The 24,267-nt window shown below is 62.3% G+C and carries 25 protein-coding genes; 19 read left to right on the forward strand and 6 right to left on the reverse strand.

Features of this window, described 5'->3' with window-relative positions; genetic code table 11:
- Positions 1–4 precede the first annotated feature (4 nt).
- The 4 genes from ugpA to rsmI form a co-directional block, all read right to left on the reverse strand.
- Positions 5–889: a sn-glycerol-3-phosphate ABC transporter permease UgpA gene (gene ugpA, locus PZN02_RS04430; protein ID WP_280660401.1), complete on the reverse strand. Its 885-nt coding sequence runs from the start codon at positions 887–889 to the stop codon at positions 5–7.
- Positions 890–972: 83 nt separating this feature from the next.
- Positions 973–2,289 carry a sn-glycerol-3-phosphate ABC transporter substrate-binding protein UgpB gene (gene ugpB / locus PZN02_RS04435; protein ID WP_280660402.1) on the reverse strand — a complete coding sequence of 439 codons (1,317 nt, stop codon included), beginning with the start codon at positions 2,287–2,289 and terminating at the stop codon, positions 973–975.
- 108 nt (positions 2,290–2,397) lie between these two features.
- A complete protein-coding gene (locus tag PZN02_RS04440) occupies positions 2,398–2,766 on the reverse strand; it encodes a YraN family protein (protein ID WP_280660403.1) in 369 nt (122 codons plus the stop codon).
- Positions 2,756–3,670 carry a 16S rRNA (cytidine(1402)-2'-O)-methyltransferase gene (rsmI, locus tag PZN02_RS04445; protein ID WP_280660404.1) on the reverse strand — a complete coding sequence of 305 codons (915 nt, stop codon included), beginning with the start codon at positions 3,668–3,670 and terminating at the stop codon, positions 2,756–2,758. Before rsmI ends, PZN02_RS04440 begins: the two co-directional genes overlap by 11 nt.
- Before the next feature lie 269 nt (positions 3,671–3,939).
- Between rsmI and dnaN the strand changes: the two genes are divergently transcribed.
- The 7 genes from dnaN (at position 3,940) to PZN02_RS04480 (ending at position 9,127) form a co-directional block, all read left to right on the forward strand.
- The gene (gene dnaN / locus PZN02_RS04450) at positions 3,940–5,058 is read left to right on the forward strand and encodes a DNA polymerase III subunit beta (protein ID WP_280660405.1); all 1,119 of its coding nucleotides are present in this window, start codon (positions 3,940–3,942) and stop codon (positions 5,056–5,058) included.
- A gap of 235 nt (positions 5,059–5,293) precedes the next feature.
- Positions 5,294–5,896 carry a phospholipid N-methyltransferase PmtA gene (pmtA, locus tag PZN02_RS04455; RefSeq protein WP_280660406.1) on the forward strand — a complete coding sequence of 201 codons (603 nt, stop codon included), beginning with the start codon at positions 5,294–5,296 and terminating at the stop codon, positions 5,894–5,896.
- A 9-nt stretch (positions 5,897–5,905) separates the two neighbouring features.
- The gene (locus PZN02_RS04460) at positions 5,906–6,487 is read left to right on the forward strand and encodes a histidine phosphatase family protein (protein WP_280660407.1); all 582 of its coding nucleotides are present in this window, start codon (positions 5,906–5,908) and stop codon (positions 6,485–6,487) included.
- Between the two features lie 7 nt (positions 6,488–6,494).
- A complete protein-coding gene (gene pyrF, locus PZN02_RS04465; protein ID WP_280660408.1) occupies positions 6,495–7,199 on the forward strand; it encodes an orotidine-5'-phosphate decarboxylase in 705 nt (234 codons plus the stop codon).
- A gap of 140 nt (positions 7,200–7,339) precedes the next feature.
- Complete coding sequence (locus PZN02_RS04470; RefSeq protein ID WP_280660409.1) at positions 7,340–7,627, forward strand: DUF1330 domain-containing protein; 288 nt, start codon at positions 7,340–7,342, stop codon at positions 7,625–7,627.
- A 119-nt stretch (positions 7,628–7,746) separates the two neighbouring features.
- Positions 7,747–8,727 (forward strand): complex I NDUFA9 subunit family protein, encoded by a 981-nt coding sequence (locus PZN02_RS04475; RefSeq protein WP_280660410.1) that lies wholly within the window; start codon positions 7,747–7,749, stop codon positions 8,725–8,727.
- A 238-nt stretch (positions 8,728–8,965) separates the two neighbouring features.
- Entirely contained in the window at positions 8,966–9,127 is a 162-nt protein-coding gene (locus tag PZN02_RS04480; protein ID WP_136506661.1) for a hypothetical protein, read from the forward strand.
- A 133-nt stretch (positions 9,128–9,260) separates the two neighbouring features.
- Here the strand turns inward: PZN02_RS04480 and PZN02_RS04485 are convergent, their stop codons facing one another.
- Positions 9,261–10,067, reverse strand: a complete 807-nt coding sequence (locus tag PZN02_RS04485) for an undecaprenyl-diphosphate phosphatase (RefSeq protein WP_280660411.1) — start codon at positions 10,065–10,067, stop codon at positions 9,261–9,263.
- A 164-nt stretch (positions 10,068–10,231) separates the two neighbouring features.
- Between PZN02_RS04485 and PZN02_RS04490 the strand changes: the two genes are divergently transcribed.
- The 10 genes from PZN02_RS04490 to PZN02_RS04535 all read left to right on the forward strand — a co-directional run bounded on the left by PZN02_RS04490 (position 10,232) and on the right by PZN02_RS04535 (position 22,271).
- The gene (locus tag PZN02_RS04490; protein ID WP_280660412.1) at positions 10,232–10,924 is read left to right on the forward strand and encodes a glutathione S-transferase family protein; all 693 of its coding nucleotides are present in this window, start codon (positions 10,232–10,234) and stop codon (positions 10,922–10,924) included.
- A gap of 10 nt (positions 10,925–10,934) precedes the next feature.
- Complete coding sequence (gene queG / locus PZN02_RS04495) at positions 10,935–12,107, forward strand: tRNA epoxyqueuosine(34) reductase QueG (protein ID WP_280660413.1); 1,173 nt, start codon at positions 10,935–10,937, stop codon at positions 12,105–12,107.
- Complete coding sequence (locus tag PZN02_RS04500; RefSeq protein ID WP_280660414.1) at positions 12,095–12,970, forward strand: SDR family oxidoreductase; 876 nt, start codon at positions 12,095–12,097, stop codon at positions 12,968–12,970. Before queG ends, PZN02_RS04500 begins: the two co-directional genes overlap by 13 nt.
- A 461-nt stretch (positions 12,971–13,431) precedes the next feature.
- The gene (locus PZN02_RS04505) at positions 13,432–13,806 is read left to right on the forward strand and encodes a septal ring lytic transglycosylase RlpA family protein (RefSeq protein ID WP_280660415.1); all 375 of its coding nucleotides are present in this window, start codon (positions 13,432–13,434) and stop codon (positions 13,804–13,806) included.
- Positions 13,807–14,035: 229 nt separating this feature from the next.
- Positions 14,036–15,325 (forward strand): RsmB/NOP family class I SAM-dependent RNA methyltransferase, encoded by a 1,290-nt coding sequence (locus PZN02_RS04510; RefSeq protein WP_280660416.1) that lies wholly within the window; start codon positions 14,036–14,038, stop codon positions 15,323–15,325.
- Positions 15,326–15,589: 264 nt separating this feature from the next.
- Positions 15,590–16,870, forward strand: coding sequence for an imelysin family protein (locus PZN02_RS04515; protein ID WP_280660417.1), 1,281 nt, complete (start codon positions 15,590–15,592; stop codon positions 16,868–16,870).
- A 275-nt stretch (positions 16,871–17,145) separates the two neighbouring features.
- Entirely contained in the window at positions 17,146–18,738 is a 1,593-nt protein-coding gene (locus tag PZN02_RS04520) for a di-heme oxidoreductase family protein (protein ID WP_425336269.1), read from the forward strand.
- On the forward strand, positions 18,738–19,865 hold the full coding sequence (locus PZN02_RS04525) for an imelysin family protein (RefSeq protein ID WP_280660419.1): 1,128 nt from the start codon (positions 18,738–18,740) through the stop codon (positions 19,863–19,865). The genes PZN02_RS04520 and PZN02_RS04525 overlap by 1 nt, the downstream gene beginning before the upstream one ends.
- Before the next feature lie 242 nt (positions 19,866–20,107).
- A complete protein-coding gene (locus PZN02_RS04530; RefSeq protein WP_280660420.1) occupies positions 20,108–21,097 on the forward strand; it encodes a magnesium transporter CorA family protein in 990 nt (329 codons plus the stop codon).
- Positions 21,098–21,173: 76 nt separating this feature from the next.
- The gene (locus tag PZN02_RS04535; RefSeq protein ID WP_280660421.1) at positions 21,174–22,271 is read left to right on the forward strand and encodes a DUF1513 domain-containing protein; all 1,098 of its coding nucleotides are present in this window, start codon (positions 21,174–21,176) and stop codon (positions 22,269–22,271) included.
- Positions 22,272–22,371: 100 nt separating this feature from the next.
- Here PZN02_RS04535 and PZN02_RS04540 read toward each other — a convergent pair whose 3' ends face one another.
- On the reverse strand, positions 22,372–22,926 hold the full coding sequence (locus tag PZN02_RS04540) for a GNAT family N-acetyltransferase (RefSeq protein WP_280660422.1): 555 nt from the start codon (positions 22,924–22,926) through the stop codon (positions 22,372–22,374).
- Positions 22,927–23,210: 284 nt separating this feature from the next.
- On the opposite strand from PZN02_RS04540, the gene PZN02_RS04545 reads away from it, so the two are divergent.
- On the forward strand, positions 23,211–23,597 hold the full coding sequence (locus PZN02_RS04545) for a PaaI family thioesterase (RefSeq protein ID WP_380785582.1): 387 nt from the start codon (positions 23,211–23,213) through the stop codon (positions 23,595–23,597).
- The gene (locus PZN02_RS04550; RefSeq protein WP_280660423.1) at positions 23,594–24,232 is read left to right on the forward strand and encodes a 5'-methylthioadenosine/S-adenosylhomocysteine nucleosidase; all 639 of its coding nucleotides are present in this window, start codon (positions 23,594–23,596) and stop codon (positions 24,230–24,232) included. Before PZN02_RS04545 ends, PZN02_RS04550 begins: the two co-directional genes overlap by 4 nt.
- Positions 24,233–24,267: the final 35 nt, after the last annotated feature.

Consider the following 24,267-nt stretch of genomic DNA (forward strand, 5'->3'; position numbering starts at 1 on the left):
CGCCTCAATATTGCACGCGCCGCTCGACATAGCGGAACTGGATTACGGTGAGCACCACGACGATCAGCATTAGCAGCACCGACTGGGCCGAGGACGAGCCGAGGTTGAGACCGAGATATCCGTCGTTATAGACTTTATAGACGAGGATAGTGGTCGCCTGGGCCGGGCCGCCTGCCGTGGTGGCATCGACGATGGCGAACGTGTCGAACATCGTGTAGTTGACGTTGACGATGAAGAGAAAAAAGGTGGTGGGCGACAAGAGCGGCAGGACGATCGTGAAGAACCGCTTGACCGGGCCGGAGCCATCGATCGCCGCGGCCTCGATCAGCGAATGCGGCACGGATTGAAGACCGGCGAGGAAGAACAGGAAATTGTAGGAAACCTGCTTCCAGGCGGCGGCGATGACGATCAGGATCATCGCATGCGTGCCGTTCAGATTGTGGTCCCACCGGATGCCGAGCTGACCGAGGAAATAGGCAAGCACGCCGGTCGTCGAATTGAACAGGAACCACCAGAGCAAACCCGCGATCACCGGCGCCACGGCATAGGGCCAGACGAGAAGCGTCGTATAGACGCGTCCACTTCTCACAAGGCGATTGACCGCTACCGCAAGGGCGAGACCGAGGGCCATCGAGAGCGCGGTCACGGCGACGGCGAAGACCGCCGTGCGCCCGAGCGAGTCGAGATAGAGCGGATCCTTGAGAAGCCGGGCATAGTGCTGAAAGCCGACGAAGCTTGCCGACAGCCCGAACGGGTCCTCCCGCTCGAAGGACGATTTCACCGCCTGCCCCGCGGGCCAGATGAAGAACACGAGCGTGATGACGAGTTGAGGCGCCAGAAGCAGATAGGGCAGCACCCGGTTCGGAAAGATCGTGCGTTTCGTGTCCATCGTAGACTTTCGCTTCGGCCCGCCAGAAGGCGAAATGCGGGGAGCCGGCGATATCGCCGGCTCCCCGTCGGTAAGGTGCAACCTTAGTTAGCCGCTTCGAACTCGCGCAGCAGTTCGTTGCCGCGCTTGACGGCGGAATCGAGCGCGTCCTGAGCGGTCTTGGTGCCGGCGAGCAGCGCCTGGAATTCCTCGTCGAGGATGGCGCGTGCCTGGGTCAGATTGCCGAAGCGTACACCCTTCGAGTTTACCGAGGGCGTGCCGCGGGTGATCTGCTGGATCGCCACGTCGGAACCAGGGTTCTTCTCGTAGTAGCCCTGCTTCTGGCCGAGCTCGTAAACCGCATTGGTGATCGGCAGATAGCCGGTGGACTGATGCCAGTCGGCTTGGAGCTCAGGCTGCGACAGATAGGTGAAGAACTTCGCGACACCCTTGTAGACGTCGTCGTTCTGACCGTTCAGAACCCACAGCGTCGCACCGCCGATGATCGAGTTCTTCGGCTCCTTGGTTAGGTCATCGTAGTAGGGAAGCGGCGCGAAACCGGGCGTGAAGTCCTTGGCGTTTTTGATGACGCCGGCGCGACCGGCCGAGGAGTTCATCGTCATGGCGCATTCCTGCGCGTAGAACTTCGTGGCGGCATCGTCACCGCCGACCGGGCCGCCGTACTGGAACAGGCCTTCGTCTGCCCATTTCTTCAAGTTGCCCCAGTGCTTGACCTGGACCGGGCCGTTGAAGGTGAATTCCGTCCCTGTGCCGCCGAAGCCGTTTTCCAGAGTGCCGAAAGGCTGGTCGTGGATGGCGGAAAGGTTTTCCGTCTGGATCCAGGTGATCCACGCGCTGGTGAAGCCGCACTTCGCTGCGCCGGAGGTGACGATCTTGCGGGAGAAGTCCTCGACTTCGGCCCAGGTCTTCGGAGCGACTTCGGGATCGAGGCCGGCTTTCTTGAAGACGTCCTTGTTGTAATAAAGGATCGGCGTCGAGGAGTTGAACGGCATCGAGAGGATGTTGCCCTCGGTATCGGTGTAATAACCGACGACCGGTGCGATGAAGGACTTGGGATCGAAGGCTTCGCCCTGATCGGCCATCAGCTTGTAGACCGGATAGACCGCACCCTTGGCAGCCATCATCGTGCCGGTTCCGACTTCGAAGACCTGCACGATGGCCGGTTGCTCTCCGGCGCGGAAGGCGGCGATCGTCGCCGTCAGCGTCTCGGGATAGGTTCCTTTGTAGACCGGCTTCACAACATAGTCGGTCTGGCTTTCGTTGAACTTCGTGGCGATCGCCTCGAGCTTCTGCCCGAGCTCGGCGCCCATGGCATGCCACCATGTGATTTCAGTCGCCGCGAGCGACGAGGATGCCGAAAGCGCCAGCATGAAACCGGCAGTGATGAAGTTCCTGATCATGGTCGATTGCCCTCTCCACCTTCGTTAGGAATGGCAGTGGACTAGTAACCTTCGATGACAGTGAGGTAACGCTTTTGTGTCGACAAGATTACAATTTTGCCCGTTTGGTCAAAATGCATCCGGCAGATGCCGCGGCCAGCGCCAGGGGGTTACGGCGACAATATCGTAGCGGACGGAGAGACGGTGAAAATCCGCCTGGCGCGACAGCCAGATATCGCTCGCAGCCCTGATCCGCCGCTGCGCCGTGTCGGAGACGGCGAAGACCGCCTCGTCGAAGCCGCGGCGAGCCTTCACTTCGACGCAGGCGACGAGATCGCCGCGACGGGCGATGATGTCGATCTCGCCGAGCTTGGTGCGGTAACGCATCGCCACGATGCGATAGCCTTTGAGCATCAGGCAGAGCGCCGCGCGGTATTCGGCGACGTGACCGCGCTTCAAGGCGTTCAGCTTGCGACTGTCCGGCTGATCAACCTTCATCGCGTTCCTTGCGAGCGAGAAGCCGGTCGTAGAGTTCCTTGCGGGGCAGTCCGGTCCGCCGGGCGGCTTCCGTTGCGGCCTTGCCCATCGGCATGTCTTGTGAAAGCGCGCTCAAGAGAGCGTCCACATCCGCTTCCTTTGGAACCGGCTTCGCGTCCGGCGGACCGACGACCAGAACGATTTCGCCCTTTGCGTTCGCGCCGTCGGCGTAGAAGGCGCTGAGCTCGCCGAGCGTGCCACGGCGGAATTCCTCGAACGCCTTCGTCAGCTCGCGGCAGACGGCCGCTTTCCTCTCCGTACCAAGAACATCCGCGGCGGCGACGAGCGTTGCCGCGATCCGATGCGGTGACTCGAAGAAGAGCAGCGTCGCCGGCACCGCGGCAAGCTCGCCGAGCCGGTCGCGCCTCGCCTTGTCCTTTACCGGCAAAAAGCCCGCAAAAAGGAAAGCATCGCTCGGAAGGCCCGAGCCGACGAGGGCCGCAAGGGGAGCCGATGCCCCCGGGATCGGCACGACCCGATGGCCGGCCTCAATCGCCTGCTGCGCCAGGCGATAGCCGGGATCGGAGACGAGCGGCGTGCCGGCATCGGAGACAAGCGCCACCGATTTGCCCTCGCCGAGCGCCGCCAGCAGCCGCGGACCGGCCTCCTCGGCATTGTGCTCGTGATAGGAAAAGGGACGATTGACGATGCCGTAGCGATCAAGCAGCACGCGGGTGACACGCGTGTCCTCGCAGGCGAGAACGTCGGCACCGGCAAGCGTCTCGAGGGCTCTGAGGGTAATGTCGGAGAGATTGCCGATCGGCGTCGCAACGAAATAGAGCGCCGGCTCCAGCGGACGCGCCGGTATGCTCGCATTGTGCAGCCGGTAGCTGCGCTGTTTCTCCCTGTCCGCCGCTTCGGCCATTTCGTGTTTTCCAATTGCTTATCTTCCCGCCCGCCATGCCCGTCGTGCTGGCTTCGGCCTTTATGGGCGAGCTGATGGCTTGAGGCAAGGACGGGTCGCGGCGGCACCCTTGTGCAATTGGGGAAACTCCCGGCGAAACCCCTTGCTTTTGCGGCTCTCTTTCTGCCATTTTGCCCGTCCACATCCTTCCGGCCGATCGGCCGGGACACTCGCAGTTGACGCCGCGGCGGGTTCGCCCGCCGGGCAATGGTTGAAAGCGGTAGCATCCCATGCGCATTACTCTCGAGCGGTCCAATCTCCTGAAATCGCTGAACCATGTTCACCGCGTGGTCGAACGGCGAAACACGATCCCGATCCTCTCGAACGTGCTGCTGCGCTCCGACGGAGCGAGCCTCGAAATGAAGGCAACCGATCTCGATCTCGAGATCACCGAGGCGACGCCGGCGCAGGTAGAACAGGCGGGCGCCACCACCGTTCCGGCACACCTCCTCTACGATATTGTCCGTAAGCTCCCCGACGGGGCCGAAGTGCTGCTTGCGACCAATGCCGAAGGCACGGCGATGACGGTGGCCTCCGGCCGCTCGAAGTTTTCGCTGCAGTGCCTGCCGCAATCGGATTTCCCCGACCTGACGGCCGGAAGCTTCTCGCATTCCTTCCGGCTGAAGGCGACGGACCTCAAGATGCTGATCGACCGGACGCAGTTCGCGATCTCGACGGAGGAGACCCGGTATTACCTCAACGGCATTTTCATGCACACAGTCGAGGACAAGGGACAGCTGAAACTGCGCGCGGTTGCGACCGACGGCCATCGCCTTGCCCGCGCCGACGTCGAGGCTCCGGCGGGTTCGGAAGGCATGCCGGGCATCATCATTCCGCGCAAGACCGTCAGCGAGTTGCAGAAGCTGCTCGACAACCCCGACATCGTCGTGACGGTCGAAGTCTCGGACGCCAAGATCCGCTTGACGATCGGTTCGATCATCATGACCTCGAAACTGATCGATGGCACCTTCCCCGACTACCAGCGGGTGATCCCGGCCAACAACGAGAAGGAACTGCGCGTCGATTGCCAGTCCTTTGCCCAGGCTGTCGATCGCGTCTCGACCATTTCGTCCGAGCGCGGCCGCGCGGTGAAGCTTGCGCTCACGGACGGACAGATGACGCTGACGGTCAACAATCCGGATTCAGGCAGTGCTACGGAAGAACTGCCGGTCGGCTACGAAAGCGATCCTCTGGAAATCGGCTTCAACGCCAAATACCTGCTCGACATCACCGCCCAGCTCACCGGCAACGACGCGGTCTTCATGCTCGCCGATCCCGGTTCGCCGACGCTTGTGCGTGATCTTGCCGCCGAGGACGCGCTTTACGTCCTGATGCCGATGCGCGTGTGAGGGTTCGCTTCGACCGCGGCATGAAAAGCTGACCCGCCGACACTGGACGGCGGGTTCTTTATGAAACGTATGGTCGCGCATTGTTGATAAGCTGTCGCATTTAGACGCAGACAGACTTGTTTTTGCCGCAGATGGGAGCACATTATGCCCCATGTGATTGCGCGACCCTGCCGAATCAGAACATTGCGTGGGCGGCGCGCGACCAAAAATGAGAATGATTTTGCGAGGGGGTTCGATGAGATTGCGCTTGAAGGTGAAGGAAAAGTTCGGCCGGAAGTTCGACGAGGAAATCCGCTTCTTCAAGGGCTGGATGAGCAACACCCGTGCCGTCGGAGCGATCCTGCCAACCTCCTCTTTCACGGCGCGACGGATGGCGAGCGTGGTCAATCCCCACTCAGGCCTGCCGGTGCTCGAACTCGGCCCCGGAACCGGCGTGATCACCAAGGCGATCCTCGAGCGCGGCGTCGCGCCGGAAAAACTGGTCTCCGTCGAATATTCGACTGATTTCTTCAATCAGCTGAAGGCCCGTTTCGCCGGCGTGCAGTTCATCAACGGCGACGCATTCGATCTCGAACACACGCTTGGATCGCTGAAGGACCGGCAATTCGACAGCGTCGTGTCCGCTGTCCCGCTGTTGAACTTTCCGATGCACCGCCGCGTCGAACTCATCGAAGACCTGCTTTCGCGCATCCCGGTCGGACGACCCGTCGTGCAGATTTCCTATGGCGCGCTTTCGCCCGTCGTTGCCATGCCCGATCGCTACAGCATCCAGCATCTCGACTTCGTCGTGCGCAACATTCCGCCCGCTCAGCTCTGGGTCTATCGCAAGGCGCATTGAGGGCGTCGCGTGTTCGGCGTTTATCTCACCCATCCACAAGTCAAGATCGACCCGGCAATCGCCGTGCCGAAATGGGGACTGTCCGAGCTCGGCAGAGATCGCACCCGCGCGGCGGCTTCGAACCCGTGGGTCCGCTCCCTCGGCCGCATCATATCCAGCGATGAGACGAAGGCCCTGGAGACCGCGGCCATACTGGCGCATGCCGCAGGCATCCCGGTTGAGACAGACGAAGAGATGGGTGAGAACGACCGCTCCGCGACAGGCTTCCTGCCGCCACAGGCGTTCGAGGAGGCCGCCGACTGGTTTTTCGCCCACCCGAACGAAAGCTTCAAAGGGTGGGAGCGGGCGATCGATGCGCAGACGCGCATCTGGAACGCGGTTTCCTACATTCTCGATCGCCACGACCCGGCTGTCCCGATCGCCTTCGTCGGCCATGGCGGCGTCGGGACGCTGCTCAAATGCCGCATGACCGGCACGGCGATCGCGCGCGATGCCGACCAGCCCGCGGGGGGCGGCAACCTCTTTGCTTTTCGCCTTGCGGATCGCGCCGTCACATGCGACTGGACGCCAATGGAATTCTGGCAGGGGTGAGCTCGACATGACCATGAGCGCGCGCGACCGGCTGATCGTCGGCCTTGATCTTCCGACGGTCGCCGAGGCGGAAAAGATCGTCTCGTCACTTGGCGACAGCATCGTCTTCTACAAGATCGGCTACCAGCTCGCCTTTGCCGGCGGGCTCGAATTCGCGCGCGACCTCGCCGCAAGCGGCAGGAAGGTCTTCCTCGACATGAAGCTGCTCGACATCGACAACACGGTGGCGAAGGGCGTCGAGAACATCGCCAAGATGGGCATGTCGATGCTGACGCTGCATGCCTATCCGAAGGCGATGAAGGCGGCGGTCGAGGCGGCGCGCGGATCCGACCTCTGCCTGCTCGGCGTTACGGTCCTCACCTCGATGGACGAGCAGGACGTCATCGATGCCGGTTACGAATACGATCCGCACACGCTGGTGCTGCGCCGCGCCGAACAGGCGCGTGCCGCGGGAATGGGCGGCATCGTCTGCTCTGCCGAGGAGGCTGCGGCTGTGCGCAAGATCATCGGAACGGACATGGCGCTCGTCACGCCCGGCATCCGGCCGGCCGGCGCCGACAAGGGCGACCAGAAGCGCGTAATGACGCCGGCTGAAGCGCTTCGCGCCGGATCGAGCCATCTCGTCGTCGCGCGGCCGATCGTCCAGGCCGCGGAGCCGTTGACTGCCGCCCGCGCGATATTGTCCGAGATGGAGAGCGCGGCTTCCGCTTGATCTGCAGGCGCCGGAGGAAGGCTCTCCGGCTATTTTGCAACCTTCCTTCCGTGGGCGAGAAGCTACGCTTGACGTTGACCGCGAATTGCCGGAAGTAACGATCCCGTCTGTGTATTCTACCGAAAGACGAGGAGCTTATCATGGCCAAGGGATATTGGATCGCTCGGGTCGATATACGGGACCCTGAGCGCTACAAGGACTATGTCGCGGCGGCAAAGCCGGCCTTCGAGAAATACGGCGCCAAGTTCCTCGCGCGCGGCGGCGAGTTCCGCCGGCTGGAAGGCGCCGTTCGCGCCCGCAACGTCGTCATCGAGTTCCCTTCGCTTGAGGCCGCCGTCGACTGTTACAACTCGCCCGAATACCAGATTGCCGCAGCCATCCGCCAGGAAGTTGCCGACGCCGAGATGGTGGTGGTGGAAGGCGTCTGACGCCCGCAGAAGGCGTCACGAAAGCACCCGAGCAGCCATGTGGATTGGCCTTCACCTCGCCTGCCGCATGGGCTATGTAGCAAGCAATTCTTCCCAATGATATCAGGAGTGCGCTTCCCATGACCTTGTCCAACCTTCCGCCGCTGGTGACGATTTTCGGCGGATCCGGATTTGTCGGCCGTCATGTGGTGCGCGCGCTCGCCAAGCGCGGCTATCGCATTCGTGTCGCGGTCCGCCGGCCTGACCTCGCTGGTCATCTCCAGCCGCTCGGGAATGTCGGCCAGATTTCCTTCGTCCAGGCCAATCTGCGCTATCGCAAATCGGTCGACCGCGCCGTCGAAGGTGCCGACCATGTGATCAACTGTGTCGGCATCCTGTTCCAGAGCGGCCGCAACACGTTCGACGCGGTTCAGGATTTCGGTGCGCGGGCGGTCGCCGAAGCGGCACGGGCAGCCGGGGCGACACTGACCCACATCTCGGCGATCGGGGCCGACGCCAAGTCCGAGTCGAGCTATGCCCGCACCAAGGGCCGCGCCGAGGCTGCGATCCTCGAAACGCTTCCCGAAGCGATCATCCTGCGGCCGTCGATCATTTTCGGACCTGAGGACGGCTTCTTCAACAAGTTCGCCGAAATGGCCCGGTTTTCGCCGTTCCTGCCGCTCGTCGGCGGCGGTCGCACGAAGTTTCAGCCGGTCTATGTGACCGACGTCGCCGAAGCGGTCGCCCGCGCCGTCGACGGCACGATCGAGAAAGGCAAGATCTACGAGCTCGGCGGACCGCAGGTCCTGTCGTTCCGCGAATGTCTCGAGCTCATGCTGAAGACGATCGACCGCAAGCGCCGCCTCATCTCGCTGCCCTTCGGCATCGCTTCGTTGATGGGTAGGGTCGCGTCGCTAGTGCCGTTCATCACGCCGCCGATCACGGCGGATCAGGTAGTGTTGCTCAAATCCGACAATGTCGTCTCCGCACGAGCCGAATCCGAGGGACGCACGCTCGCTGGAATCGGCATCAAACCGACGATGCTCGATTCGATCCTGCCGAGCTATTTGGTGCGCTATCGCCCGCATGGGCAGTATCAGCGCGGCGGAAGAGCGGCCTGACATCTCACCTTCCGGATCTTCGCTTGCGACCGCTGGCTCTGCCGGCGGTTTTTGTTTGTTGCAATGACGCAACAGCGTTGCAGTTCTGCCGCAGTTGCAAAACACGAATAGCATTTACCGCAGATTCAGCATGTCCTGATATTGATCATGACATGTCCAGCGAATAAACACCCCTCGCGCCACATCGCTCGGCGAGCGCAGTCGGTGCCAACATCACACTCGAAAGGCATAACGTCCCATGGGCAAGTCGATCGCAATCTTTTTTGCGTCTGCGGCACTGATCATTCTGGCTGGCTCGTTCATGGCTCCGAGCACCGTGGCAAGCAGCAGCAAGGGATGCGCGCCCGCCTATGGCGTCGACCCCTGCACGACGGCGTCGATCGAGTTTTCCGGCGAGTAAGCCGGCACCTGTCGCATAAAGCGTAGCTGTCCTCCAAGAGATGGACGGCACTGCGGCGGTGATATTTTAGTTTTGGCGGGGGCCAGGGAGCCGCATGCGTTTCGAAAGAGCGCATGCGGCTTTATTTTTTGGCTTATCCAAGAAGCCAAAGGCCGATGAGGCCGGCGACCCCGATGATGATCCGCCAGATCGCGAAGGGCGTGAAGCCGCGGTGCGAGACGAAATCGAGCAGCGAGCGAACGACGAACACCCCAGCCACGAAGGCGGCGATGAAGCCGGCCGCAATCAGCGTCACATCGTCGAAGGACAGAGCGTCGCGGTTCTTATAGAGATCGATGGTGAAGGCACCGACCATCGTCGGCATGGCGAGAAAGAAGGAAAACTCCGCCGCAGAACGCTTGTCGGTTCCCATCAGCAGAGCACCGGCAATCGTGGCGCCGGAACGCGACGTGCCTGGAATCATCGCAAGGCATTGGAAGAGGCCGATCTTGAAGGCGAGCGACGGCGGATAGTCCATCACGTCGGTGTAGCGCGGCTTCAGCGGCAGCTGGTCGATCGCATAGAGGACGAGGCCGCCGACGATCAGCACGATGCAGATAAGCATCGGTGTTTCAAAAAGCACCGACTTGATGAAGCCATGGGCTGCGGCGCCTATGACGGCCGCGGGAAGAAAGGCGATGAGCACCGAGAGCACGAAGCGACGTGCGACGGCGCTCGATGGCAAGGCCAGCGCGATCTTGAGTAGGCGCTGGAAGTAGACCAGCAGGATCGCGAGGATCGCGCCGAGTTGGATGAGAACGGCGAAGGTATTTCCGGGTGACCTGAAGCCAAGGAAGTGGCCGGCAAGAAGGACATGCGCCGTCGACGACACGGGGATGAACTCGGTCAGTCCCTCGACGAGCCCGAGGACGAGCGCGCTGATGATCGATTGATCCGCCATAAATAAGATGTTCCTGACGTGTTGGGGTGTGGGAGGAGAAGGTCGATTTGCTTGTGTTTGCCACCTGAACTACCTATAGCTCGTTTTTATGACAAGCCGTGACCAGACACATGTGCCACGATGCTGACGCTCCCTGAAAAAAGATCTACGAAGCGCGACTCTCGATGCCGACACTGTATCACCACCCCATGTCCTCCGCCTCCCGGTTCGTACGCCTGATTCTCTCGGAATACGGTTACCAGACCGAGCTGAGCGAGGAGCAGCCCTGGGAAAACCGGCGGGACTTTTTGGCCCTCAATCCGGCGGGCACGCTGCCGGTCTATGTGGACGACAGCATGCGCGCGCTCTGCGGTGCGACGATCATTTCGGAATATCTGGACGAAACGAACGGCATCCTGAAGCGCGATCGCCGGCTGCTCGCCGAGGATCCGTTCCAGCGCGCAGAGATTCGCCGGCTCACCGAATGGTTCCTGCAGAAGATGGAAGCCGATGTGACGCGCCCGCTGGTGCGCGAACGCATCTTCAAGCTGCAGATGACCCCCGATCAGGGCGGTGGTGCACCGGATTCCAAAATCCTGCGCACATCGCGCGCCAATATCCGCCAGCACATGAAATATCTCTCCTGGCTCGCCGGCTCGCGCCCGTGGCTCGCGGGCGAACGCATCTCCTATGCCGACCTCGCCGCGGCGGCTGCGATCTCCGTGCTCGATTACCTCGGCGAGATCGACTGGTCCGAGGCGCCGACGGCCAAGGAGTGGTACCAGCGATTGAAATCCCGCCCGTCTTTCCGGCCGCTGCTCGGGGAGCGGGTGCGCGGTATCACACCGGTCTCGCACTATGCGGACCTCGATTTTTGAGGACAAGGCAATGCCTGGCGACGCCGTTAGAGCGGAAAACCAGGGCAGGAAGCGCAGCACACTGACCGCGTTTCTGAAGAGCGAGGCGGCGGACAAGGGCTTCGATATCTGTCGCATCACGCGACCGGACGCCATTCCGGAGGCGCCGGCGCGTCTGAGACAGTTTCTGGCCGAAGGCGCTCACGGCACGATGGAGTGGCTCGCCGAAACGGCGGAACGCCGGTCCGATCCGCGTGTACTGTGGAGCGACGTCCGCTCGATCGTCATGCTCGGGATGAACTACGGTCCCGAGGACGATCCGCGCGCAATCCTTGACAGGCCGGACCGCGGGGCGATTTCCGTCTACGCGCAGAACCGCGATTATCACGATGTCGTCAAGGGGCGGCTCAAGGAGGTCGCGACGCGCTTTGCCGCCCGTGCCGGTGAGGACGTGAAAGTCTTCGTGGACACAGCCCCGGTCATGGAAAAGCCGCTCGCCGAGAAGGCCGGTATCGGCTGGCAGGGCAAGCACACCAATCTCGTCAGCCGCGAATACGGTTCGTGGCTGTTTCTCGGCAGCATTTTCACGACCGCCGATCTCGATCTCGACGAGCCCGAGCGCGACCATTGCGGCTCCTGCCGCGCTTGTCTCGACGCCTGCCCGACCGGCGCCTTTCCGGCGCCCTACCAGATCGACGCCCGGCGCTGCATTTCCTACCTGACGATCGAGCACAAGGGTCCGATCGAGCCTGAGCTCCGCCCTCTGATCGGCAACCGGATCTATGGCTGTGACGACTGTCTTGCGGCCTGTCCGTGGAACAAGTTCGCGCGCTCGGCCTCTGAAATGAAGCTCAGGCCGCGCGACGACCTGAAGGAGCCGGAGTTGAGTTTCCTCCTGACCTTGGATGATGCGGCGTTTCGCGCCTTTTTCTCCGGTTCTCCGGTCAAACGCATCGGCCGCGACCGTTTCGTCAGAAACGCCTTGATCGCGGCCGGCAATTCCGGTGAAAAAGACCTGATACCGCATTGCAAGGCATTGGCGCACGACGCTTCCCCAACGGTAAGAGGCATGGCTATCTGGGCGCTCTCGCGGCTATTGCCGCGCGACCAACTTGTCGCCTTTGCCGGGCAGTGCGGGCCGGAAACCGACAACGACGTTCTTTCGGAATGGGAAATGGCAGGAGTAAGCCGATGCATGTCCTGATTCTTGGTGCCGGCTACTCCGGCACGGCGATCGCGAAAGCGCTGGCGCCTGCTGCCCAGTCCGTGACCGGCACCACCCGCTCGCCCGAAAGGCTCGCCGACCTCACGAGAGCCGGGATTCGTCCCCTCCTCTACGATGGAGCGGCGATATCCGCCGAACTCGCGGAGGCGATGCGCCAGGCAACCCACCTCGTGCAGTCGATTGCCCCGGGCCGGGACGGCGACCCGATGTTTCGGGGCGGCGTCGCGCCGTTGCCCGAGCTTTTGCCGAATCTTCGCTGGATCGGCTATCTTTCCACCGTCGGCGTCTATGGCGACCACAAGGGCGCCTGGGTGACGGAAGAAACGGCCTGCAAGCCCGTTTCCCAGCGTTCGGTCGAACGGGTCGAGGCCGAGAATGCCTGGCTTCACTATGGCACCCAGCGCGGAATTCCCGTCGCGATCCTGCGCCTTGCCGGCATTTACGGCCCGGGCCGCAATGCCTTTCGCAACCTCGCCGAAGGCACGGCACGCCGATTGGTGAAACCCAACCAGGTCTTCAACCGCATTCGCGTCGAAGACATCGGATCGGCTGCCGCCTTCCTCGCCAACCGCGGCATGGGTGGGATCTTCAACATCACCGACGATGAACCGGCCGCGCCGCAGGATGTGGTAGCGGAAGCCGCCCGGCTAATGGGTGTCGAGCCGCCACCGGAGATTCCTTTCGAGACCGCCGAACTGTCGCCGATGGCGCGCTCCTTCTACGGCGAGAACAAGCGCGTCTCGAATGCCCGCCTTCGCGAGGCCGGCTTCCAATTCGCCTTCCCGAACTATCGCGCGTCGCTTGCACAGTTGTGGGAAACAGGCGCCTGGCGTGGGAAGTAGACTCCACCACAATTCGTGTATTCAGAATACCTCCGTTCGGATGAAAGCATGTCTTCAGATCATCCGATAGTAACGGTGAGCACGACTTTTGTTTGACTGCCTAACGCTAGCCCATATTTGGCCTATACTTCGCCCATTTATACAACCTACGCGATAGTCGAAGGATTTCGACGAACGAGAATCGTGGAAAATCATACAAATCGAAATTTTAAATGATTTTTTTCCGCCACAGGGAGTCTGCACTCGGCGCGGGACCCCATCTGACGTTTAATCCCTGATTCCAAAGAACTTCGCACGAAGCCTTAAAATAATTCAAACAATCTTACATTTTAAATTTTCACTACTTTTTAACAATTCCTAATGGACGGTTAACGGTTGAAGCACGGTTTTGCCATTATTCGCCTCAATTAGCTCGATCAGCAGGGAAATTAACTAAACTTTCAAACCGTGGGGGTCGTCGCTTGAAACCAGCGAACATTAAGACTGCTGCCGCAGCAGTGCTATTCACCGTCGGGATGGGGTTGGTCTCGGCATCCGATAGTCAGGCAGCAGGGTCCGCTTGCGGCGGTGCATCCTGGTACGCACTGACCTCCAAGACCGCGTCCGGCGAAAGAATGAACGCCGCACGCCTCACCGCCGCCCATCGTAGCCTCAAGTTCGGCACCAAGGTCGCGGTCACCAACAAGCGCAACGGCAAGACCGTCGTCGTTCGCATCAACGATCGAGGTCCCTTCATTCGTGGTCGGGTGATCGATCTTTCCAAGGCCGCAGCTTCGCAGATTGGCATGATCCGCTCCGGAACCGCCAGCATCTGTTACCGCGTCATCAATTCCTGATGCGCCAATACTTCCGCCCGATTTTCGCACCGGGCGGATTTGTTTATGGAGACTACAGCGCCGCGCGTCTTACCAGAAGCAAAGGCCGCTGAATTGCTGCCTGTTTTTGTCCTCAGATCGGCTACGATTTAAGGAAACATGCAGTAGGCGGTCTCTCCCGTTTATACCGCTTCCGTCTTGCTCTTCGGTGCCATCGCCGCTACCACGGCGAAAAAGGAGTTCATCGAAAATGCGATTGGGCGGAAGGCTCGCCGGAGCCATCGAGGTTCTTGACGACATAGAGAAACGGAAGCGACCCGTCGCCGACGCGCTCAAGGACTGGGGCCTATCGCACCGCTTCGCCGGATCGGGCGACCGTGCCGCCATCGGCAACATCGTCTACGACGCGCTGCGGATGAAGCTCTCCCACGCATATCTGATGGACAGCGACAGCGCCGCCGCGCTTGGCCACGCGGTCATGTATCGGCAATGGGGCTTTACCCCCGACACGCTTGCCGCGGAGCTCGCCGACGACAAGTTCGCACCCGAGGCGCCTTCGGCGGAAATGATGAAGGCCTTTGCCGAGCGTCGGCTCGAAGATGCCCCCAAGCATGTGCAGGCAGATATTCCGGAATGGACGCAGGCCTCTTTCGAGGAGAACTTCTCCGACCATTGGCTCGAAGAGGCTCGGGCGCTTGCCGGGCGGCCGACACTGGACCTGCGCGTCAACACGCTGAAGGCGAACCGTGAGAAGGTCTTGAAGGCGCTCGAACGAAGCGGCGCCGAACCGGCAACGATTGCGCGCCACGGCGTGCGCATCCCGGCCGGCGAAGGCGCTTCGCGCCTTCCGAACGTCACAGCGGAGATCTCCTTCCAGAAGGGCTGGTTCGAAGTTCAGGACGAAGGCTCGCAGATCGTCGCCGATCTCGCTTTCCCGCAGGAGGGCGAGCAGGTGCTCGACTACTGCGCCGGCGGCGGCGGCAAGACGCTCGCCATGTCGGCAGCGATGAACAACAAGGGCCAGGTGCATGCCTACGATACCGATCGCAAGCGGCTGGCGCCGATCATCGAGCGGCTGAAGCGCGCCGGCACCCGCAATGTGCAGGTGCATGAATCGGCGGAATCCCTGGCGCCGCTTACCGGGCGCTTCGATCGCGTGCTTGTGGATGCGCCCTGCACCGGGACCGGTACGTGGCGCCGCCGCCCGGACACGAAATGGCGGCTTACGCAGAAGAACCTGGAGGAGAGGCTGGCCCAGCAGGAGGAAGCACTTGCAAGCGCCGCCCACTTCGTCCGGCCGGGCGGGTATCTAATCTACGTGACCTGCTCGGTGCTTCCCGAGGAGAACGAGTCGCAGGTCTACGGTTTCTGCGAGGACAATCCGGAATTCGAGATCCTCTCTGCCGCCGATACATGGGCGACGCTCTTCGGTAGTGACAAGCCACAACCATGGTCCGCGGACATGAAGACGGTCACGCTGACGCCGGCCTCGACGGGAACCGACGGCTTCTTCTTCTGCCTTATGGGCCGAAGGAGCTAGCGCCAGACCGCCGGCCGGCTTCCGCGCGCCGCGCCGGGAAAAGATTGAAAACATTCTAAACTATACACTTTGACACAAGTTTACTTTTGGTCCATGACATGTGGGCTTTTGCGGGCTTCCGAGACGTTTGCTCGCCGCCCACTGCATGTTTCCTAACCGGACCCGATTCAAGGGTAGAACCGTGCAGCAATGCAAAGTGCTACAGCGACCTTTGTGCGCCTCATAGGGACGCGCGGCGCTGCAGGAGAAGCAAAGGAGAGGGTCGTGACCAAGAATTTCATCCGCGCCGCCGCGCTGGCGCTCATGACGGCAACGTCTACACTGGCCTTGCAACCGGCGAATGCCGCCACCGACGCCGCTGCGGTCGTCAAGCACTACGCTGCCGTTGCCCACGCCAAATACGAAGACGCCCTGACGACGGCCGAAGCACTCGACAAGGCCGTCAACGCGTTGATCGCAAGCCCGAGTGAGAAAACCTTGAAGGCCGCGCGCGAGGCGTGGCTCAAGGCGCGCAACCCCTATCAGGAAACCGAGGTCTACCGCTTCGGCAATACGATCGTCGATGAATGGGAAGGCAAAGTGAATGCCTGGCCGCTCGACGAGGGACTGATCGACTATGTCGATCAGAGCTACGGCACCGAAAGCGACGAGAACGCTCTTTTCGTCGCCAACGTGATCGCCAACAAGACGATCAAGATCGACGGCAACGACGTCGACGCGACGAATATCACGCCGGAATTCCTGTCGGGGGCGCTGCAGGAAGCAGGTGGCATCGAGGCGAACGTCGCGACCGGCTACCACGCGATCGAATTCCTGCTCTGGGGACAGGACCTGAACGGCACCGAGGCGGGCGCTGGCAACCGCTCCTATACCGACTTCGACACCAAGGCCTGCACGAACGGCAACTGCGATCGCCGCGCCGCCTACCTGAAGGCAGCCTCCAGCCTGCTTGTTTCCGATCTGAAGGAAATGGTCGCCAACTGGACGCCGGATGGCGCCGCCACCAAGGCGGTCGAATCCGATCCCAAGGCCGGCCTCGCCGCCATCCTCACCGGCATGGGCTCGCTTTCCTACGGAGAACTCGCCGGCGAGCGCATGAAGCTCGGTCTGCTGCTGCATGATCCGGAAGAAGAGCACGATTGCTTCTCGGACAACACGCACAACTCGCATCTCCATGACGCGATCGGCATTCAGTCCGCCTATACCGGCGAATACACCCGTGTCGACGGCACGAAGCTCACCGGTCCCTCACTTTCCGAACTCGTCGCCGCGAAGGACGCGGCGCTGGACAAGGAACTGAAAGACAACCTCGCCGCCACCGTCGAAAAGATGCAGGCGATGGCGAAGCGCGCCGAAACGGTCGAGGCCTATGACCAGATGATTGGCGAAGGCAATGCCGAGGGTAACGCCACCGTCCAGGCCGCGATCGACGGCCTGATCGCGCAGGCGAAGACCGTCGAACGCGTCATCGCCTCGCTCGATCTCGGCACGATCGAGCTTGAAGGTTCCGACAGCCTGGATAATCCTAGCGCCGTCTTCCAATAAGCCGAAAGGCGGGCCGTTCCGAAGGGGTGCGGCCCGGCCCAAGTCCAATGCATGTGACCTCCCGCCTCCTAGCGCTGCCGCTCGCCGCCCTCGGTCTCACCGCAGCGGCGATAGGCGACGATATAAATCTCGTCGCTAGGGCGGAATCCAACAAGACTGCAACCGCTGAAATCGGGAGCGCGGGTGTGGGTACCCCCCTCTGCGCTGCCGGGCATCTCCCCCACAAGGGGGGAGATTGGCCAGTAGCAAGATCCTGCCTGACAGTAAGCGCCCAGATGCCGGGGTCGAATTCAACGACAGACGCGCAGGTTAATGGCTTGAGCGGGGCATCGCCGCTTGCCGATCTCCCCCCTTGTGGGGGAGATGCCCGGCAGGGCAGAGGGGGGTGCAGCGCCAGGCAGATCGCAGACAGCCAGATCTCCTCTCGCCCCTCACGCAAAGACCTTTCCGAGCACGACCGCGAGCGTGTGCTGACCGTCACGCGGCCGGCGACGGATTTCTCCAAGGCCGAACAGTTCGAGGCCCTTTCCGCCGGCGCCGCAACGACGATTGCGCCGATCGATCGGCAAATCTTCTCCCAGTTTTCGGCGAACCTGCCCTTCGAGGCCGAGCAGAACTTCAAGCTCGGCAAGGCGCTCTTCGAGAAGCTCTGGGTTTCGTCGCCCTCCTCGACGCAAGCCTCCGACGGGCTAGGCCCGCTCTACAACGCCCGCTCCTGCGAGAGCTGTCATCCACGCGACGGGCGCGGCCGGCCGCCGGAAGGCGCGTCCGACTCGACGTCGATGTTCTATCGCCTTGCGCGTGCGCCGCGTGACGACGCCGAACGGGAGATGATCGCTTCCCTTACCGCACTCAATTTTCCCGATCCCGCCTACGGTGCGCAGCTTCAGGACAGCGCCGTGCCGGGGCTTAGCGCCGAAGGGCGCGTCGCGATTACCTATACGGAAGAGCAGGTGAGGCTTGCGGATGGCGAGACGGTTTCCCTGCGGAAGCCGCATTACGCGGTCGCCGGCCTCGGCTATGGCCCGCTCGATCCGACAACGACGCTCTCGCCGCGCGTCGCTTCCCCGATGATCGGTCTCGGACTGATCGAGGCGATCCACGAGGCCGACATTTTCGCGCGCTCGGATCCGGAGGACCGCGACGGCGACGGTATCAGCGGGCGACCTGCGCTGATCCGCGACGCCAAAACCGGAGCCATGATGGTCGGCCGTTTCGGCTGGAAGGCCCAAAACCCGACGCTCCGGCGACAGGCCGCCGACGCATTCGCCATCGATATCGGCATCTCCAGCCCGGACAACGACCGCAGCCATGGCGATTGCACCGAGGCGCAGACCGGCTGCCGGGCGCTTCCGACCGGCGTTCAGGAACGGCTTGGCCCCGTCGAGGCGCCTGACCCGGTGCTTGGCCTGGTGACCTTCTATGCCTCGAACCTGGCCGTGCCCGCCCGCCGCAAGGCGAGCTTTCCGGAAACCTTGAGGGGCAAGCGGCTCTTCTACGAGTCCGGCTGCACGGCCTGCCATGCGCCTAAATTCGTGACCCGGCGTGATGCACCGCACAAGGAGCAGGCGTTTCAGTTGATCTGGCCCTATTCGGATTTGTTGCTGCACGATATGGGCGAAGGTCTTGCCGACGGCCAGCAGGTCGGCGTCGCCGATGGCCGCGAGTGGCGCACGCCTCCGCTCTGGGGGATCGGACTGACGCAAACCGTCAGCGGCCACACCTTCTTCCTTCACGATGGCCGCGCCCGTAATCTTACCGAGGCCATTCTTTGGCACGGTGGTGAAGCGGAGAAGGCTCGCAACGCCTTTGCCGCCCTCCCGAAGGACGACCGGAAAGCCCTGATCACGTTCCTGGAGTCACTCTGATGCGCCCGAGCCTTCCCCTTACCCTGGCCGTCATCCTGTTCACGGCCATCGCCACCCCGACGGCCGCGCAAGAAGGGGAAGCGCTGTCACCGCGCGTCGTTGACGAGGCCGCCGTGCCGGGCGTCATGGCAAAGGCCGTGGACGACTTCATCATCCCCGGCTATCGCGGCCTAGCGGAGGCGACGGTCGGTCTTGCGGAAACGAGCGCCGCGCTTTGCAAGGCGCCTTCTGCCGCGGCGCTCGAGGCCTCCCGCTCGGCCTTTTCGGGCGTCGTGCAGAGATGGTCGGCGATCGAGATCATCCGCCTTGGCCCGGCCCTCGAACAGAACCGCTTCGAGCGTTTCCTGTTTTATCCCGACCGCAAAAGCACCGGTCTCAAGCAGGTGCAGGCGATTCTTGCCAAGCAAGACGAAAGCGCAACGCAGGCAGAGAGCCTCAAGAAAAAAAGCGTCGCGGTCCAGGGCCTCGGAGCGCTCGAATACGTCCTCTACGGCACGGGGGCGGAAACGCTTGCCGAGAAGGACGGTGCCTTTCGCTGCCGCTACGGCGTCGCGATATCGGAGAACCTCAGGGCGATCGCCGGCGAGATCCTCGCCGAATGGGAGAGGCCGGACGGAATCCAGGCCGCCTGGAAGAAGCCGGGTCCCGACAATCCGCTCTTCCGGAACAGCAAGGAAGCAGCAACCGAGCTCCTCGGCGTGCTCGTCCACAGCGTCGAGATGGTGAAAGACCAGCGGCTGCGGCCCTTCTACGCCGGCACGGTTGACGGAAAGCCCGACAAGGGCCGTCCAAGGCTCGCCATCTACTGGCGCTCGGTCAATACGATGCCATCCATTTCCGCCAATCTGCGGGCCTTGCAGAAGCTCTTCAATACGGCCGGCATGGAAAGCCTGCTTCCGGCTGACAGCCGCTCGATCGCCGGCTCGATCAATTTCCTCTTCAAGGCGCTGATCCGCGCCGCGGACCGCATCGGAGGACCGATCGACGCGGCGCTTGTGGACGAGAACCAGCGTGCCACGCTCGACTTCATCGCGCTCAATACCGCCGACCTGCTCGATCGGCTCAATCGCGAGTTCGGCGGCGCCATCGGCCTCGGCGCCGGTTTTTCCTTTGCCGACGGCGATTGACATGGCGAGTTCACACGGCAAGTTGACACGGCAACGTGAAGGGGGGCCGCCGACCGGCGGTTGACAAGCCGCCCGTTTGGGCGCAAAGCGCAATTCGTGTCCGCTGTCGCGGGCATGTTTCACCATAAGGATCAACCGGAATGAACCCCGACAGTCGAAGTCGAGCCTTCACGCTCACGGCCGTCCGGTCCTGATTGATCAGGGCTCCAGGCGGTCGGATGACTCGCCCCATGGAGCCCCATATGCTGCGCATCTACAAAGGCCAGAACAACCATCTCGCGCTCGTCGACCTCCTCAACGGCCTGGCATCCCAGGAACCGGTGATCTGGTTCGACCTCTTCAACCCTTCCGCCGAGGAAACCCGGCTGGTCGAAGAGAAGCTGGCAATCGCCATCCCGACACGGGACGAGATGCAGGAAATCGAGCTTTCTGACCGCCTCTATCAGGAGGACGGCGCCGAGTTCATGACGATGACAGCCGCGGCGAAACTTGATAGCGACTATCCGGCAAAAGTGCCGGTGACGTTCATTCTCAAGGGCACGAGTCTCGTCACGGTACGCCATGCCGATCCGAAGCCGTTCCAGGTCTATGCCAACCGGATCCAGAGGTCGAACGGGGCGGCATGCGAAACGGGTGAACTGGTGATGCTGGGGTTGCTCGAGGCGATGATCGACCGCACCGCCGACGCGCTGGAGCGCGCCGGCAACGAGGTCGATGCGATCTCGCGCGAAGTTTTCCGCAAGTCGAACGCCAGCGCCACCAAGAAGACGCGCGACCTGCAATCGCTGATCGAGCAGATCGGCCAGAAGGGCGACCTGCTGACGATCATTCGCGAAAGCCTGGTGAGCGTCGGCAGGCTCGTCGCCTATCACGTCGCGACCGAGGGAAGCGGACAGCGCAAGGCAGCCAAGGAGAGCCGGCAGCGGATCAAGCTGATCCAGCGCGACGCAGCCTCGCTTGGTGATCACGCGCTGTTCCTGTCGAACAAGATCAATTTCCTGCTCGACGCGACGCTCGGCCTCATCAATCTCGAGCAGAACCAGATCATCAAGATCTTCTCGGTCGCCGCGGTCGTGTTCCTGCCGCCGACGCTGGTCGCCTCGATCTACGGCATGAATTTCGACGTCATGCCGGAGTTGAAATGGCAGCTCGGCTACCCCTATGCGCTATCCATGATGGTGCTGTCGGCGCTGTTGCCGTTTCTCTATTTCAAGCGCCGCGGCTGGCTCTGAGACGATAATCTGGTAAACCCAGTCGAGATCGGCGGCCGCATCGCCGCCGTCATCGTCCGTTTATGGCAAGATGCGCATGACCGCGAAAGCACTCATCGACCGACGCAGCTTCGTCAAAATGGCAGGTGCCGCCTGGGTGGCGACGCTTACGCCGCGTGGCGCTTTTGCGCTTGAAAGAGCCGACGCCGTCTTCGCCTCGGCCTTCATGACGCCGGACGGCAGTTACGGCGTCGCGACCCTGACGGAAGAGGGTCAAATCATCGACCGGACGCTGCTGCCGGCCCGGGCGCACGGCATGGCCTTCTCGCCGGAAAGCCGCCGTACTGTCGCCTTTGCCCGCCGACCGGGCACCTATGCGATGATCCTTTCGACCGATGGTGTCGCCGAACCCGTCGTAATCACAGCCGCCGAGGGCCGCCACTTCTTCGGCCACGGCTGCTTCTCCGCCGACGGGCGCTTGCTCTATGCGACCGAGAACGACTTTGCCGCCAATCGCGGCATGATCGGCATTTACGACGGCACGAGGGGATTTGCCCGGATCGGCGAATTTCCGACCTACGGCATTGGGCCGCACGACATGACCCTTGCCGCCGACCGGCGGACGCTGGCGATCGCCAATGGCGGCATCGAGACCCATCCGGACTTCGGCCGCACCAAACTCAATCTCGACCATATGGAGCCGAGTCTGACGCTCGTCGACACCGTCACGGGCGCGCTCATCGAAAAGCGCGTGCTGCCGAAGGAGCTTAGCCGGCTATCGACGCGGCATGTCGACATCGGCGCCGACGGAAGGGTCTGGTTCGCCTGCCAATACGAAGGGCCGCGCAACGACCTGCCACCGCTCGTCGGCCACTTGTCGCGAGGTGAAGACCTTGTCTTTCTCACCCTTCCCGAGCGAACGACCGAGGCGCTCGCCAACTATGTCGGCGCGATCGCCGTAAACCGTCGCGAAGGGCTCGTCGGACTGACATCGCCGAAGGGCAATGTCGCCGTCACGCTCGATGCCCGAACTGGCGCCGTCTTGAATGAGGAGTTCGTCGCGGAGGCCGCAGGCGTCGCCGCGGCCACGCACGGCTTCGCCGTCTCCTCGTATAACGGCCGTTTCAACGGCCCCACAAGCGCCGTTGCCTGGGACCAGCATATTGTCAGACTAGGCCGCTGCATATTTCCTTAAATCGCAGCCGATTTAAGGATAAAAACATGCAGCAATTCAAAGTGCTACAGCGTCCTTTGCGCGTCTAAATAAGACGCGCGGCGCTGTAGAACGGCCGACGTCACATCGCGGCATTTCCGGCGCCTGAAAGCATTGCGAGATCATCCCAGCGATAGGCGACCTGGTCATAGCTTTCCCCGCCGACGCTAACGCGTCCTCGCCCGACGACACGCGCCCCGAGGCGTTCATAGAACGCGCGGTTTGGGTTGCCCGCCAGCACCCAGGCAAAAAGCGACGAGGCGCCTGTGTCCAGGCAATGCCGCGCAACGGTGCGTACCAGTGCGGAGCCGATGCCGGCGCCCTGGAATTCTTCCATGAGATAGAGCGTGTAGAGCTCGCGGTCGAAGGCCGGCGGCATCCCTCGTGCTCTCCCGTAGCTCGCAAGGCCGATCACCTTCTTCGAGGCCATATCGGCCGCGACCATATGGAAAACGCCCGTGGCGCGCATTCGGCGCGCATGCCGGATCGCCTGATCCTCGACCGTCATCGCATCGAGATACGCGTCGGAGATGATGCCCCGAAACGTCGACCGCCAGGTTTCGACGAGCACCGAAGCCATCATCAGGACATCGTCGGGTTCGGCCGGTCGGATTTCAATGCGTCTGATGTTCCTCATTCCAGACATATATGGCTCAGCCGGGTTTCGCGAAAGCAAGCGCGCATTGCAACTGCCGCATATTTCGCCCGGATGGGGGTTCGTGCGCCGCATGTCGGGGCTGGCGGCCTCCGAGCGCTGCGATTTTCCGCCTCGCCCGCGCTTGTCCTGCTTCCACTCACATGCCACTGTCGGCCCGAAGCGGGCGCTCGGCCCCGCCCTCGGAAAGGCTTTTTCTATTGATCGACGACGAGCCGCATGATTTTCACGCCCGCATCCGGGAAAGCTTCGATCGCCAGGCGGCGATGCACACCATCGGCGCGGAGCTGACACGCATCGAACCGGGAACGGTCGAGATCGAGCTGCCCTTCGACCCCAAGCTGACGCAGCAGCACGGCCTGCTGCATGCCGGCGTGATTTCCGCCGCGCTCGACGCCGCCGGCACTTATGCCGCCTATTCCGTCATCGACCCCGACGCCTCGCTGCTGACCATCGAGTTCAAGGTAAATCTGCTGTCGCCCGGCCGCGGCGACCGCTTCCTTTTCCGCGGTGAGGTGACGAAGCCCGGCACGACCATCATCGTTTCGGACGGGCGGGCTTATGCCATCCGGCCCGATGGACCGGCGAAGCTGATCGCCTCGATGACAGGAACCATGATGGTGGTGCGCGGACGTGAGGGGATCGAGGGATGAGCTTTGAACTGAAGCCCGTAGCGGGCAAGACGATCCTTTACGTGATGGCGGTCGATGCGGAATACGGACCCAACCTGAGCGCCCGGATTGCGCCGCTGATGACCGGCGTCGGTCCGGTCGAGGCCGCCGTCACATTGACGAAGACGCTCGCCAAACTCGATGCGGCCAACAGCCTGCCCAATCTCGTCGTTTCGCTCGGCTCGGCGGGGTCCGCCACACTCGAACAGACCGAAGTCTACCAGGCGACGTCGGTCGGCTATCGCGACATGGACGCGTCCGTGCTCGGCTTCGAGAAGGGAGCGACACCGTTCCTCGATCTTCCCGCGGTCGTCAAACTGCCGTTGCGCATCCCGGGCGTGAAGGAGGCGCGGCTTTCGACCGGTGCCAACATCGTCTCGGGAAAGACCTATGACGGCATCGACGCAGACATGGTCGAGATGGAGACCTTCGCGGTCCTGCGCGCCTGCCAATCCTTCGGCCTGCCGCTGATCGGCCTGCGCGGCATTTCGGACGGCAAGGCGGAATTGAAGCACGTCGACGACTGGAAGGAATATCTGCACGTGATCGACGAGAAGCTCGCCGCCGCGATCGACCGGCTCGAAGCGGCAATAGAAGCCGGAGAAATCAGGGCCTGAAAGTCCTAAATTGTCGGGGTGCAATGTAATCGTTG

Source organism: Sinorhizobium garamanticum (assembly GCF_029892065.1).
GTDB lineage: Bacteria > Pseudomonadota > Alphaproteobacteria > Rhizobiales > Rhizobiaceae > Sinorhizobium > Sinorhizobium garamanticum.